Here is a 13,776-nt window from a genome sequence, read left to right on the forward strand (position 1 = left end):
CGAAAGCCTCGTCTGTCGACGGGCCATGGCGCCGAATCCATTGAGGGAGGCCCGCCGGTCGCCTGGACGCCGGCGCGGAGAAATTTGGATTTCCTCACGCACTCCCGCCATTCCAGTCGGGCGATGAAGTCGGGCCGCCCCGCTCGCGTGAATGGTGACGAAGGTGACAAATGCGACGCGAAGCGCGCATTCCCTCCCGGCGTCGGTGTAGCGGCGCCCCGCCGGCCGTTTGACGTCATTGCGGGTTGCGACAATCGGACGCTGCGACGAATGCAAGTGTAGACTTGTCGTCTCCAGCCGGACATAAGAGCGTGTAATTGATGCTAAACTGTCGATCGTATCAACCGGGAGGCGTCAAAGGGGGAGACCACGTAAGAGGCCCGAGATTTGTTGTCGAGCAAAGTTTTCGACTTCGCCGACCCGGCCGAGTATCAGGCATCCATCCGGGCCGCGGATGTGACGGTCGTGCCAACGGCTCGTGGCCACTTTCGCGCCGAGCTAACGCGCGTCGACTTTCACTGGCTGTGGATGCAGCGCTTTGCCGAAAGCGCGCCGGTCGTCAAATTTACCGCGATGCATCGGCAGCGGAGCGTGATCGTCTTTCTCACCGATCCGAACCAGCCGGGCATCCATCATGGCGGCATGGACGTGTCGTCGGACGACATTGTCGTTTATGGCTCAGCCGCGTCCGTTCACCACAGAACGACCGCGCCGTGCCGGTTTGGCGCGATGTCCCTCACCCCCGATGATCTGGCGGCAAAATCTTACGCTCTGGTTGGCCGCGAGCGTTCCGCGCCGATCGACACATGTCGCGTCCGGCCCGATCCTTCCGTGCTGGCGCATTTGCGGCGGCTGCATGCGGCGGCGGGGCGGATGGCCGCGACTGCGCCCGACGTCCTTACGCATCCGGAAACGGCGCGGTCGCTCGAGGAAGCGCTGACTCAGGCGATGATCTGGTGCCTGACTGACGGCGAACGCCTGGAGCCCGACCGCCGTTTTCGCACCCGCGCGGCGGTCATGGCGAGGCTGGAAGATCTTCTGGAAATGAATCCGACCCGCCCGCTCTATCTGTCCGAGATTTGCGCTGCCGCCGGCGCGTCGGAACGCACGCTGCGGGCCTGCTGTCAGGAGCATCTCGGCATGGGGCCGCAGCGTTATTTGTGGCTGCGACGCATGCATCTGGCGCGCCGGGCCCTGTTGCGGGCGTGCGAGGGCGACGCCACCGTGACTTCGATCGCTGTCGCGCACGGCTTCTGGGAACTTGGTCGTTTCTCCGTCTCCTACCGCGCCCTGTTCGGGGAGACGCCGCTGGCGACGCTTCGTCGCTGGGCGGACGATACGCCGCCGCCGGCCAGTCCGGCCATCGCGCCGATCTACGCTTGAGCAACGGGACTGCCTAAATATATCCGAATGAACTTCTCATTTTTGCCGGATTTGCATAGTCGCCGGGCCGCTTGGGTGACACTCTGCTCACGCGCGTTCGCGAATGGTCCCGGAGGAGCCCCGCGAAGCAATGCGCTTTCGGGCCGGCCCCGCGAGCTGACGCCAAAGGCGGCGCGTCGGGACAGAGTTGAGGCTTCCTCCTCAACCGCGAGCAGCAAAACCAGACCGGAGACTGCAATGAGTTTGTGGCGAACAACCATGACGGCCGGGGCGGCGCTCGTCGCGCTGGCGTCGACCACGGCGCTGACGGCGCCGAGCGCATTGGCGCAAACGCCGTCGAAGCCGAACATCATGTTCATCATGGGCGACGACATCGGCTGGATGCAGGTCCAGGCCTATGCCGAGGGCCTGACGAGCGGAGAAACCCCCAACATCGACCGCATCGCCCACGAGGGCATGAAGATGATGGACTATTACGCGATGCAGAGCTGCACCTCCGGGCGCACCGCTTTCGCGACCGGCATGTATCCGCTGCGCGTCGGCCTGATCCCGCCGCAGCTCCCCGGCAGCCCGACGGCGCTACTGCCGGGAACGCCGGATGTCGCTGTGTTCCTGCACGACCTCGGCTACACAACCGGACAGTTCGGCAAGAACCATCTGGGCGACAAGGATTTCTCCCTGCCGACCGCGCATGGCTTCCAGGAATACTTCGGCTATCTCTATCACCTCGACGCGATGCAGCAGGTGAGCTTCCCGGACATCAACTCAAGCCCGACCCAACAGGCCATTGTACCGCCCTGCGCCAACACGCCGGTCAAGGGGCTGCCGCCGGTTCCCGGCGAGGTCGATCCCAAGAGCGGCGTCCTGTGCATGACCCCGCCCCGCCCGGTGATTTCGTGCAAGTCGTCCGACGGCACATTGCCGAACCAGGAATGCAAGGACGAAGGCCCGCTGACTCTGGAGCGGTCCAAGACGATGGATGAGGAACTCTCGACCCATGTGATCGACTTTCTCGACCGCAACGATCCCAAGAAGACCAACAAGCCGTTCTTCGTCTGGTACAACCCGGCGCGCATGCACATTACGACGATGCTGTCGCCGAAATACTACGACATGATGGGCGAGAAGGGCGGCAAGAACTGGGGCGCGAACGAAGCCGCGATGAAGCAGATGGACGACAACATCGGCTACGTGATGAAGAAGCTCGAGGACATGGGCCAGCTCGACAACACCATCCTCGTCTTCACCACCGACAACGGCGCCGAGCAGTTGAGCTGGCCGGATGGCGGCGTGACGCCGTTCAAAGGCCAGAAAGGCGAGTCGTGGGAAGGCGGCTATCGCGTTCCGATGGTCGTCCGCTGGCCCGGCCACATCAAGCCGGGCACGGTGACCAAGGAAATGTTCGCCGCGCTCGACTGGCTGCCGACTTTCGTCGATCTCGCCGGCGGTCCCAAGGGCGACGACCTGAAGAAGCAGATCGAGGCCGGCAAATATCCGGGCATCGTCAAGACGACGCTTGACGGCTTCGATCAGGCCGACTTCATCTCGGGGAAGACCGACAAGTCGAATCGGGACCACTTCTTCTATTACTCCGGCGCGCAGCTCGCGGCGGTGCGGTGGAAGCAATATAAGTTCATGTACTACGGCTCCGAGCCCGGCGCCGAAGGTTGGATGCTGCCGCTGATCCCCTATCACTTCACCATGCTGATCAACCTCGAGCGCGACCCGTTCGAGCAGTCCATGGGCTCCAAGAGCTTCAACTCCTTCGGCGGCGCGCTGGCCGGACCAGTCACCTCGTACATCTATGACTGGAACATACTGCCGATCGGCCAGAAGCTGGCCTTGCAGCATCTGGAGACCTACGAAACGTACCCGCCGATGCAGGCCCCGGCCTCGTGGAACCTGTCCCAGGTGATGGAACAGATCAACGCACAGAAGCAGGATCATACGACGCGCGCAGCCGGCGCCGGCGACTGATCTTGCGAGGCGCGGATCTGACCTGAAGAAAACGGGCGCTCCGCGAGGGTCGCCCGTGCTCAAAAGCCACGGTTTAAAAAAAGGGAAAGTGCCAAAAAGGAGAGTTCTTGTGCCATACTCTCGTTCCAGCGGCATTAGCCGCCGCCTCGTGCTGGGCGCGCTGGCGGCTATGCCAACCCTACCCGGGCTTCTCGCCGCCTCCGCTCCGGCAGCGGCCCAATCCGCAACGCCGCTCGCGTCCTGGAACGACAGGTCGGCGAAGCAGGGCATCCTCGATTTCGTCCGCGCGACCACTGACCCGTCGAGCACGGACTTCGTGCCGCCGGAGGAGCGCGTCGCGACCTTAGACCAGGACGGCACGCTCTGGATCGAGCATCCCATCTATACACAGGTCGTCTATTGCCTCGACCGCGTGCCGGTCGTGGTCAAGGAGAAGCCTGTACTGGCGAAAGTCGAGCCCTTCAAGACCGTGCTCACGGGCGACTTCGAGAAGATCGCCAAGCTCTCGCTTCACGACGTCGAAGTGATCCTGGCCGCGACGCTGACCGGAATGGACGTGGATCAATTCTATGCCGAAGCGAAGGCCTGGATCGAGTCCGCCAAGGATCATCGCTGGAACAGGCTCTACACCGAACTCACTTACCAGCCGATGCAGGAAGTCCTGACCTACTTCCGCGCCAACGGCTACAAGACCTATATCGTCACCGGCGGCGGACAGGACTTCGTGCGCGTCTACTCCGATCGCGTTTACGGGATCCCGCGCGAACAGGTGATCGGCACCGCGGGCGGCGTCAAGTATGGCTACGGCAAGGACGGCAAACCGTTCCTGACCAAGGAGCCGAAGCTGCTGTTGAACGACAATTTCGCCGGCAAGCCCGAAGGCATTCATCTCGAGATTGGCCGCCGTCCGCACGCCGCATTCGGCAACTCGACCGGCGACCAGCAGATGCTCGAATACGCCAAGGGCGGCGACGGCCTGCGGCTGTCGATGCTCGTGCTGCACGACGACGCCAAACGCGAATACGCCTACGGACCCGCCCAAGGCCTGCCCGACACAAAGGTCGGCACGTTCACGCAAGGACTCTACGACGAGGCGAAGAAGGGCGGTTGGCACGTCATCAGCATGAAGGACGACTGGAAGCGTATCTTCGCATTCGAAACGTGAGGAACGGGACTCGGAGACCAGCCGCCATGACGCGTGGGCGAAGCCGCGCTGAGCCGGGGTGGAACCCGTAACAGGCCTGCATTTCGCCGGCAGTTAACGCCCGCTTACCTGCACACTTGCGCCATTCCTGGTCGCGATCCGCGACGGTAGCTTTACGTCGACTCCCGCCATCGGCTGCGCGGTCGGGTCCGGTCGCTCGGCGTGGGGACCAAGCGTCAGGTCTTGACCACCAGGCGCAAGCTCTATCCGAGCGACGCGCCCAGCTTGTCGAGCAGGAATCCCGTTCCGCGCTGGCGCGATCCGGCGTCGTCATAGCCGTCAAGGAAGGCGCCCTGCTCGGTGACCTTCAGGGACGTACGCGAGGGGCCTTCGGCTTTGAGCTCCATGGTGGCGAGCGAGACGGAAATCTTCCGATCGTCGAGATGCATGACGTAGCTGTAGACGAGCCGCGCATTGGGGACGATGTCGTGATAGACGGCGCCGAAAGTCGAGACGACGCCGCTGGTCAAGCGCCCCTTTGCGCGCTCGGCGCCGCCGACGCGGAAATCCATGCTCCGCTCGATCTCCTGCCCTCCCGGGAGGCCGCCGAACCACTGCGCCTTCGCCTCGGCGTTGCTGAGCGCCCGCCAGACGCGCTCGACGGGCGCGTCGTAAGTTCGCGTCACCGTGAAGGCGGCGTGGACCACCGATCCCGGCGCCGCCTCCGGCGCCTGCATGCGGCGGGCTTCCGCAGCGAGCTTGTCGAGCGTCTGCGCCCAGCCCTGCGGCGCGCCCTCGGTCATCCTGGCGGCCTCGGGTTCGAGCAGGGCGTAGGTCTGCGTCGCGTCGAGCACGGATTCGCCGAGAGCGTCGGAGAAATTGACCTCGGTCAGGGCGCGAAAGAGCGGGCGCCCCTTGGCGTCCTCAACGGTGAAATCGATCACCAGCCGGTCGTAGGGGGAGACCTCCTTGACGACGCCGCGCGCCCAGTGCTCCTCGCCGGCCGGCGAACGCATCAGCACGTCGAACGGCCCGCCGGGCTTGAGCTCGACTTTCGCCTCGGGCACAGTGAAGCCGGACGGCGCGAACCAACGTTTGACGTGGTCGGCCGAGCTCCAAGCCTCGAATACGAACCTGCGCGGGGCGTGGAACCGGCGCCTCACGTGGAAGGGCGCCGGAATCTTGGCGGCGGCGTCAATCATTGGGGTTCTCCTTGCCTGGATAAGGGTTGCGAGATGGTCCCCAGCCGGTCGTGGCGTTCTTCCCAATCGGTCCGCTTGTCGTTGATCCCTCGTTCCGCGAGGCTCGGCGCCTCGGGACCGACGCGGCCCGTTCGGCCGCGGTCCGACGTCTTCGGTCGCGCCGCTGGCGGACACTTTAGCGCCGGGCGGGCGCGTTTGTCATCCACGCGGCCCGGCGCCCGCCGGCTTTGACGCGCTTCAAATGCGGGCTCGACGCCCGCTCTCCCGTTTGGCGGCGTTCGCGTTCAAGCGACGGCCTACCGGTCTTGCCTCTCGCTCGCCGCGAACTTCGCCTTGAGCGCGGCGACCACGCTCGGCGGCGCGAAGGGGGACGCGTCGCCGCCCATCGAGGCGATCTGGCGGACCAGCGTGGCGGTGATCGGCCTGACCGGCGAGGAGGCCGGCAGGAAAATGGTGCGCAGGTCCGGCGCCATCGCCCGGTTCATGCCGGCCATCTGCATCTCGTAATTGAAGTCGGTCGAGTCGCGTAAGCCCCTGACGATCAACGTCGCGCCCGCGTCGCGCGCGGCGTCGATCGCGAGCCCTGAGAAGCTCACCACGTCGAGTTCGCAGCCCTTGCCCTCCACCACGGGCCGAGCCGCCTCGCGGATGAGCGCGAGCCGCTCCTCCACCGTGAAGAGGCCGACCTTGTTCGGATTGGAGCCGACTCCGACCACCAGCCGGTCGCACAGCCATGCGGCGTGGCCGATCACGTCGAGATGCCCGTTGGTCATCGGGTCGAAAGAGCCGGAAAAGAAGCCGGTATGCGTCATGGACGAAAGCCCTAGCCTGCCGGCCGCCGCGCTACAAGGCGCCCCTGGCGCGGGATTGCGCCTTTGGCGCGGGGCGGGCAGACTGCGGCCCTGGCGACGAGGGAGGATGTTGACGTGAACGCCGACGACTTGCGCGCGCTGCAGGCGCCGCTCAAGGAGCGCTACCGGGCCGAGCCCGGCGCTGCGCGCGTCACACTTCACGCGGAGGGGGAACTCGACTCCGCATCGATCGCCTGCAAGGTCGAGACAGGCCGGGCGCTCGCCGTGGCGGGCCTGCATCCGGCGACCGGAGGCGACGGGCTCGAACTCTGCTCGGGCGACATGCTGCTCGAGGCCCTTGTCGCCTGCGCCGGCGTCACGCTGAAGGCGGTCGCGACGGCGATGGGCGTGACGCTGCGGTCGGGCAGAGTGACGGCCGAGGGGGACCTCGACTTTCGCGGCACGCTCGGCGTCGCCAAGGAGGCGCCCGTCGGCTTTAGCGACATCCGCCTGACCTTCGAACTCGACACCGACGCACCGCAAGACCAGCTCGACTCGCTCCTCAAGCTCACCGAGCGCTATTGCGTCGTGCTGCAGACGCTGAAGCGCCCCCCGACCATCGAGGCGCGGATTACGCGGGTATAGAGCGCGATGAGGAGCGTGCCGACGAAGCCATCGAGAGGTCGTAGAGCGCCCTCCGCGGCGGCAATTGGCCACGCGAAAGACTTTGGGTGGACTTCGGCTGGACGGACGCGCGTCCGGTTCTCACCGGATCGCGCTGAGCGCCTCGGCGAACGCTTCGCCGTCGCCGGCGCGCGCCGACAGCGCGGGGTCCGCGAGCGCTACCAGCGCGGTCTGCTATAAGCCGGCGGGTAGGAGACCGGGTCGGCGAAACACTTCTTGACCTCCTCGTCGAACTTCGTCACGTCGGTGATGCCCTTGTTCGCGACCGTCTGCCGGCAATAGTTGAGCGTCATCGTCCAGGCGGGAGGTCCGCCGCCGCCCATCGCATGGGCGGGCAGGGCGCCCGCCGCGACAATCAAAACGACGTAAACGATCCGGAGGATTGCGCTCGACATCGTGGTCCTCCTTGGCGAATGTCCACCCCAAATGGATATCCAGGAGTGTGCTGGTCCGGATGTCCATTTCGGAGCGGCGTCCGGCGCGATCAAGGGTTTGGCCGCCGCGATATTACGGACGGATAAGGCTCTCGATCGTTTGGAGGAAGCGGCGTGCGACGGTTATCGCCTCGGCGGCGCGTGCGGCCGACACGCCAATTCCGGGTCCTGCCTCGTAGTCCGCGATGGCCTTGAGTTGATAGCTGCGGCCAAGGAAGGCGCGAAGCTCAAGGTCGAAGTCCGTATTGTCCTTTACCAACCGTCCAAACTCGCCTTGCACGGTTGCGTGCTTCTTGAATACGCGGCCGTGCTTCTCAAAAAGGAAAGCCTGCGCGGCGTGCAATCCGGCAAGGTAGGCCGTTCGTCCGGCGTCGTCGTTCAGTCCGACGCGATGCATCGTTTCGGCCTGCACAACAAGCTCACGAGCCTTTTCAAGAAACGCGCCGGACTGTGGCTTCACAGATCGATCCCCTCCGCGCGGATCTCGACCATCAAAGGCATGCGCAGATCGTCGTACGTTTCCGCTCGATAGGGCATCGCATGGATGAACTCGCCGGTCTCGTCGAGAAGGGCCGTGCTCATGTCGGCGAGCCGGTCGAGCTCCCGCCAGCGGTCAGGCATGTCTCGCAAGAAGACCGCGATGTCGTAGTCGGAATCCGGTCGCGCGTCACCGCGCGCGCGCGAGCCGTAGAGGACCGCGCGCTCCAGCCGCGAGCCGTATGTGCGATCGAGAGCGGCGCGGAACCGCTTCAAGATCGGCTTATGCGCGACGCGTCTGTCCATGATCTGTTCATGTCCATGATCTGTTCGTATCACGCTTTCGGCCTGGACGACAACAATCGGGGCGGTCTCCAGCACTTTCCTCGCGTGGCTTCGCCCCTCACCGGATCGCGATCTCGATCAGCGACGGGCCTTCGCGCCTGAGCGCATCGGCGACCGCCGCGGCGATCGCCCCGCGGTCGTCGGCGCGCGCCGACGGCACGCCCATGGAGGCGGCGAGCGCCATGAAGTCGACTGCAGGGCCGACGATCTCCATGCCGACGAAGCGGCCGGCCAGGGCGTTGGAATAGCCGAGGCTTTTGGCCACGTTCTGCAGCACGCCGTAGCGTCGGTTGTTGAAGACGAAGAACACGACCTTGGCTCGGTAATGCGCCGCGCTCCACAGCGCCTGGGGCGAGTACATCGCGCCGCCGTCGCCGACGAACGAGGCGACGAGGCCGGCCCCCGCCAGCGATGCGCCGACCGCAGCCGGCATGTTGCAGCCGAGCACCCCGCCGCGCGAGAAGAAATAACGGCCGGGCCGGGTGATGAGCAGGTCCTGCACCTTGCCGAAGGTCGCGGCCGAGTCATTGGCGATCAGCGTGTCGGTGGGCAAGGCGTCGAGCGCTGCGAGCACCGCGGCGTCGGGGGAAAGCGGCGGACCGTCTTCCGAAAGGATCTCCGCCCGCAACGCTTCCTGAGCCGCGCGTTTCGAGGCTGCGCGCGCGGCGAGGCGGGCTGCGACCGCCTTACGGTCAACGATCGCGCCGAGCCGTTCGGCCGCCGCGGCGAGCGTCGCGCCGATGTCGCCGAGCAGCGCCATGTCGGCGGCGTGCTCGCGGCCGAACGCCTCGGGGTTGTCGGCGACATGCAGCACCGCGACGCCCTCGGGCACCGGCTGAGCCTCGCGATAGGGATATGCGACGAAGGCCCGGCCGCCGACGAGCACGATCGCCTCAGCGTGCTCGAAATGCCGGCGCATGACGGCGAAGTCGGGCTTCAGTACGCCCGCCCAGCAGGGATGCGCCGAAGGAAAGGCCGCGCGAGAGGTCAGCTGGGTCCCCCACACCGGAAAGCCGCCAGCCTCGGCGAAGGCGACGAGGCCTTCGCTGACCGACGCCGCGAGGTCGTCGCCGAGCACCACCAGCACGCGATCGGGATCGAGCGTCGCGAGCTTTTCGGCGAGCCGCGCCGCATCGGGCGAGGGGCCGACCCGGGGAGGGGCGGAGCCGGGCGGCGTCGGACCGCTCACCTCCTGGTCGAGAATGTCCATCGGCAGGGACAGGAAGACGGGCCCGGACGGCGGAGTTCGGGCGATGGCGAAAGCGCGCCGGAGCGCCTGGCCGACGTCCTCGCCCCGCCGCACCTCCTTCGCCGATTTGGAGACGGGAGAAGCGAGCGCGACGAGATCGCCCGAGAGCCAGGGCTCGGTCATCAGATGGCGAATGTCCTGCTGCCCAGCGGTGACGACGAGCGGCGTCTCGCTGGCCTTCGAGGCGACGAGCACGCCCATCGCGTTGCCGAGGCCTCCCATCGCGTGCAGGTTGACGAAGCCGGCGCGGCCCGACGCCAGCGCCCAGCCGTCCGCCATCGCCACCGCCGTCGCCTCCTGCAGGCCGAGGACGTAGGTGATGTCGGGCGCGTCGACGAGCGCGTCCATCAGCGGCATCTCGGTCGAGCCGGGGTTGCCGAACACGTGGGTGATCCCCTCGTCGCGAAGGATGTCGAGCAGAACGTCGCGGGCGCGTCGGGTCATGGGCATCCTCTTTCCTTAAGCCGAACGGCGTGGCGTGACAGGCGGACAAGTCAGCGGGCATCCTAGCCTTGTCGTCCCGGCAGGAGGAGAGGGCGGCGCGACCCCGTTCCTCCAGCGTCACTGATGTCGCGATGAGCGCCCGACGGAAGCGCGCCTTCGGAAAAATAGCGGCGTATCGTTTCGGCCCCGAGGCTCGAACAGAATTTGACCGCTGGCATCCGTCGGCGGCCAGCGGCCTTTCAGATCGGATGTGCTCAGTCAATTTCAACGGAGACGGATATCTGCCAGCGGTCAGTCAAAGCGATCATTCCGGCCGTCGACATATTGGATCGGCGCCGCCGCCAACTCGTCGGGAGCGATATTGTCAAGCTGGTCAACCTGGGTCGCCAGGAAGTAACGTCATATCATAAGCGATCGTTGCGCAAGGCGGTTCTGGCGCGCAGTATGAAGCGCCGTTATCATCGCCTTCTACTACTTTCGCCGGAGATCGACCTCTCCTTTTGACGCGGTTCCCGCGCTGAATGTCTCCGTGAAACCGTTGACAACGGCAAAGTGAAGAAATAGTTCCGTAACTGGGCTGGATCAATTTTTGCGCTGTGTTTGGGGCATTTGCCACTGCGGGGACTACGACACTGAAAGCGACGTCTGCGATTTCGGGTGCGGCTCTGGCCGGCCTGTTGGTGATGTGTGGCGCGGCTCAGGCGAGCATCACGCTCGACGTCAATGAGGCGTTCGCGTCGGGCGCGACGTTTACCGGGACTGTGACCATGACAGACGGTTTCGGCTACGCGACCGTCGTGGATGGGACCCTTACCGGATACCAATATGGGACCGAATACGTCGGCGCGGGTTCGGACCTTACCGATTGGATCTGGTATCCGGGGACGAATTTTGACACGAACAGCGCGACGACTTTCGGCACTTTCTTGATGGACGGTCCGGTCAACGGCGCCTACAGCAACTTCATCACGTTTGATCTCAATTACGCCAATCCGAATCATATCGTGTTCGATGTCGGATCGGATATCTTGAGCCCCACCGAGGGCGGCAACAACGTCAATTATCAGGATCCGCTGGTGTCCGGCGCGATCACCGTCGTCGCCGTCGCCGAACCCTCGACCTGGGCGATGATGACGCTCGGCTTCGCCGGCCTCGGCTTCGCGGGCTATCGCGCTTCGCGCAAGAGCGTCTCCGTGGCCGTGTAACTTCGTATCCTTCGGCTAAACGAGCCGTCACACGACGGGAATGGCCGCGCGTCTATTTTAGGCTCCCGAACGCCCACTCGCCGCTCGGTCGGCGCGCTCCCTGAGCGCCTGCTTGAGCGCATCGATCCGCTTGCTGGCCTCGGCCTTGGTCAGGTTCGGCGCGTAAGCGTCAGGGTCATGGGCCTGCTCGGAAAGCGTCCTGAGATAGGAAGCCTGCGCTCCGGTCATCGGGTCGTCGCCGGAGACCCAGTCGTCCGGGTCCTTCTCGGCGTTGGTGTTCGGAGTGATATCGCGCTTCGGATTGTCGTCGGCCATGGCTGTCCTCGGATGTGCGCACGCGCAGGGATTTAGGTCGCCGCCACGGATCGTCGTCGGCAGGCCCGATCAGCAGCCTCCGCCCGCCAAACACGTGCAAGTGGTCTTGACGCAATCATTCGGGTCGCGGGAAATCGTCGGAAGGTTCGCGTTGGCGCTTGGCGGCGGACTTGGTGGCGGAATGAAAGCCGGCCGTCCCAGCCGCGCTTCAGCCGGCGGCCTATGCACGCGATGATGCGCCGCTCTTTTCGGCGCCGCGGGCGCCACATAGCCGCCAACCCCTTCAGCCAGCGCCCCGGCCGGCGCGAAGGCGATGGCCAGAGCAAAGATCCATGCGACGGGCTCACCGATGGGCCTGATCATGCCGTCCTCCTCCTGATGGCAGGAGACGGCCAGCCCCGAGTTCGGTTCCGACGCCTTGAGCAACGCGCGATGAAGCTGGTGACGAGCCGGGCGCCCGCCTACGCTTCCTCCTCGCCGTCCTCGGTCTCGCCGATCCGGTCGACGGACACGACGTGCTCCTCTTCGGCCGTGTCGAACACGATCACGCCCTGGGTCGCCCGGCCGGCGATGCGGATGCCGGCGACGGGCACGCGGATGAGCTGCCCGCCATCGGTGACCAGCATGATCTCGTCGGAGCTCTCGACCGGGAAGGAGGCGACCAGCGCGCCGTTGCGGGCGTTGACCGCCATCGCGACGATGCCCGTTCCGCCGCGTCCGGTGACCCGGTACTCGTAGGACACGGTGCGCTTGCCGTAGCCGTTTTCCGACACGGTCAGGATCACCTGCTCCGCGTCCTGCATCGCCTGAAAGCGTTCGGGCGCGAGCGCCGAGCCGTCGCTGCCGTTTTCGTCGTCGTGCTCGGCCTCGCCCTGCTCCTCCGCGGCCTCGCCGGCGAGCGCCCGCCGCTGCTTGAGGTAGGCCGCCCGCTCGTCCCCGCTCGCGTCGAAGGCGTTGAGGATGGCGAGCGAGATGACGTGGTCGCCCTCGGCGAGCGCAATTCCGCGCACGCCCATCGAGTCGCGCCCCTTGAACACGCGCACGTCGCCGACGGCGAAACGGATGCACTGGCCACGCGCGGTCGTCAGCAGCACGTCCTGCCTGTCGTTGCAGATCTGGACGTCGACGATCCGCTCGCCCGCGTCGAGCCGCATGGCGAGCTTGCCGGCGCGGTTGACCTGGGCGAAATCGCTGAGCTTGTTGCGCCTGACCGTGCCGCGGGTCGTCGCGAACATCACGTCGTAGGAGTCCCAGGTCGACTCGTCCTCGGGCAGCGGCATGATGGTGGTGATGCGCTCGCCCTGTTCGAGCGGCAGCAGGTTCACGAGCGCCTTGCCGCGCGCCTGGGGCGCCGCCAGCGGCAGCCGCCACACCTTCTCCTTGTACACCTGTCCCATCGAGGAGAAGAACAGCACCGGCTGATGGGTCGAGGCGACAAACAGGCGCGCGACGAAATCCTCGTCGCGGGTCGCCATGGCCCCGCGGCCCTTGCCGCCGCGACGCTGCGCCCGGTAGGTCGACAAGGGGGCGCGCTTGATGTAGCCGCCGTGGCTCACCAGCACGACCATGTCCTCGCGCTGGATGAGGTCCTCGTCGTCCATGTCGGCTTCGCTCTCGAGGATCTCCGTGCGGCGCGGCGAGGGGAAGTCGGCCTTCACCTTGAGAAGCTCGTCGCGGATGATTCCCATCAGCCGCTCGCGCGAGCCCAAGATGCCGAGGTAGTCGGCGATCTCGAGGGCGAGCCTGTTCAGGGCTTCGGCGATCTCGTCACGCCCGAGCGCGGTGAGGCGGGCGAGGCGCAGTTCGAGGATCGCGCGCGCCTGCGCTTCCGAAAGCCTGATCGAGCCGTCGGCGTCGAGCGCGTGGCGCGGATCGGCGATGAGCGCGATCAAGGGGGCCATGTCGCGGGCCGGCCACGAGCGCTCCATCAGCGCGGTCCGGGCGGCGCCCGAGTCGGGCGAGGTGCGGATCAGCCGGATCACCTCGTCGATGTTGGCCACCGCGATCGCGAGGCCGACCTGGGTGTGCGCATTGTCGCGAGCCTTGGCGAGCAGGAACTTGGTCCGCCGGGTGACGACGTCCTCGCGGAAGTCGAGGAACGCGCGCAGCATGTCGTGCAGCGTCAG

Annotated in this window: 14 protein-coding genes; 6 read left to right on the forward strand and 8 right to left on the reverse strand. The window is 65.9% G+C overall.

What is annotated here, in order from left to right; translation table 11 throughout:
- Window positions 1-390: 390 nt before the first annotated feature.
- The 3 genes from ACLP25_RS11580 (at window position 391) to ACLP25_RS11590 (ending at window position 4,525) form a co-directional block, all read left to right on the forward strand.
- Window positions 391-1,383 carry a helix-turn-helix domain-containing protein gene (locus tag ACLP25_RS11580; RefSeq protein ID WP_442469346.1) on the forward strand — a complete coding sequence of 331 codons (993 nt, stop codon included), beginning with the start codon at window positions 391-393 and terminating at the stop codon, window positions 1,381-1,383.
- A 237-nt stretch (window positions 1,384-1,620) separates the two neighbouring features.
- Window positions 1,621-3,360, forward strand: a complete 1,740-nt coding sequence (locus tag ACLP25_RS11585) for an arylsulfatase (protein WP_442469347.1) — start codon at window positions 1,621-1,623, stop codon at window positions 3,358-3,360.
- 109 nt (window positions 3,361-3,469) lie between these two features.
- The gene (locus ACLP25_RS11590; RefSeq protein ID WP_442469348.1) at window positions 3,470-4,525 is read left to right on the forward strand and encodes an HAD family hydrolase; all 1,056 of its coding nucleotides are present in this window, start codon (window positions 3,470-3,472) and stop codon (window positions 4,523-4,525) included.
- A 242-nt stretch (window positions 4,526-4,767) separates the two neighbouring features.
- On the opposite strand, the gene ACLP25_RS11595 is transcribed toward ACLP25_RS11590, so the two are convergent.
- Window positions 4,768-5,706, reverse strand: a complete 939-nt coding sequence (locus ACLP25_RS11595; RefSeq protein WP_442469349.1) for an SRPBCC family protein — start codon at window positions 5,704-5,706, stop codon at window positions 4,768-4,770.
- Between the two features lie 296 nt (window positions 5,707-6,002).
- The gene (coaD, locus tag ACLP25_RS11600) at window positions 6,003-6,518 is read right to left on the reverse strand and encodes a pantetheine-phosphate adenylyltransferase (protein ID WP_442469350.1); all 516 of its coding nucleotides are present in this window, start codon (window positions 6,516-6,518) and stop codon (window positions 6,003-6,005) included.
- A gap of 114 nt (window positions 6,519-6,632) precedes the next feature.
- Between coaD and ACLP25_RS11605 the strand changes: the two genes are divergently transcribed.
- Window positions 6,633-7,142: an OsmC family protein gene (locus ACLP25_RS11605; protein WP_442469351.1), complete on the forward strand. Its 510-nt coding sequence runs from the start codon at window positions 6,633-6,635 to the stop codon at window positions 7,140-7,142.
- A 197-nt stretch (window positions 7,143-7,339) separates the two neighbouring features.
- On the opposite strand, the gene ACLP25_RS11610 is transcribed toward ACLP25_RS11605, so the two are convergent.
- From ACLP25_RS11610 to ACLP25_RS11625, 4 genes are all read right to left on the reverse strand, one after another.
- Window positions 7,340-7,576 carry a hypothetical protein gene (locus ACLP25_RS11610; protein WP_442469352.1) on the reverse strand — a complete coding sequence of 79 codons (237 nt, stop codon included), beginning with the start codon at window positions 7,574-7,576 and terminating at the stop codon, window positions 7,340-7,342.
- 112 nt (window positions 7,577-7,688) lie between these two features.
- On the reverse strand, window positions 7,689-8,075 hold the full coding sequence (locus tag ACLP25_RS11615; RefSeq protein WP_442469353.1) for a HEPN domain-containing protein: 387 nt from the start codon (window positions 8,073-8,075) through the stop codon (window positions 7,689-7,691).
- On the reverse strand, window positions 8,072-8,398 hold the full coding sequence (locus ACLP25_RS11620; RefSeq protein WP_442469354.1) for a nucleotidyltransferase domain-containing protein: 327 nt from the start codon (window positions 8,396-8,398) through the stop codon (window positions 8,072-8,074). Before ACLP25_RS11620 ends, ACLP25_RS11615 begins: the two co-directional genes overlap by 4 nt.
- 97 nt (window positions 8,399-8,495) lie before the next feature.
- The gene (locus ACLP25_RS11625; protein WP_442469355.1) at window positions 8,496-10,130 is read right to left on the reverse strand and encodes a thiamine pyrophosphate-binding protein; all 1,635 of its coding nucleotides are present in this window, start codon (window positions 10,128-10,130) and stop codon (window positions 8,496-8,498) included.
- 204 nt (window positions 10,131-10,334) lie between these two features.
- Here ACLP25_RS11625 and ACLP25_RS11630 point away from each other — a divergent pair, with 204 nt between their 5' ends.
- Together ACLP25_RS11630 and ACLP25_RS11635 are read left to right on the forward strand one after the other, a co-directional pair.
- The gene (locus ACLP25_RS11630; protein WP_442469356.1) at window positions 10,335-10,634 is read left to right on the forward strand and encodes a hypothetical protein; all 300 of its coding nucleotides are present in this window, start codon (window positions 10,335-10,337) and stop codon (window positions 10,632-10,634) included.
- A 179-nt stretch (window positions 10,635-10,813) separates the two neighbouring features.
- Complete coding sequence (locus ACLP25_RS11635) at window positions 10,814-11,335, forward strand: hypothetical protein (protein ID WP_442469357.1); 522 nt, start codon at window positions 10,814-10,816, stop codon at window positions 11,333-11,335.
- A gap of 57 nt (window positions 11,336-11,392) precedes the next feature.
- Here ACLP25_RS11635 and ACLP25_RS11640 read toward each other — a convergent pair whose 3' ends face one another.
- Both ACLP25_RS11640 and ACLP25_RS11645 read right to left on the reverse strand, forming a co-directional pair.
- Window positions 11,393-11,650: a DUF3072 domain-containing protein gene (locus ACLP25_RS11640; RefSeq protein WP_442469358.1), complete on the reverse strand. Its 258-nt coding sequence runs from the start codon at window positions 11,648-11,650 to the stop codon at window positions 11,393-11,395.
- Window positions 11,651-12,111: 461 nt separating this feature from the next.
- Window positions 12,112-13,776 (reverse strand): DNA gyrase C-terminal beta-propeller domain-containing protein (locus tag ACLP25_RS11645; protein WP_442469359.1); only part of this gene is annotated, 1,665 nt, incomplete at its 5' end.

This window comes from Roseiarcus sp. (assembly GCF_052145395.1).
Lineage (GTDB): Bacteria > Pseudomonadota > Alphaproteobacteria > Rhizobiales > Beijerinckiaceae > Roseiarcus.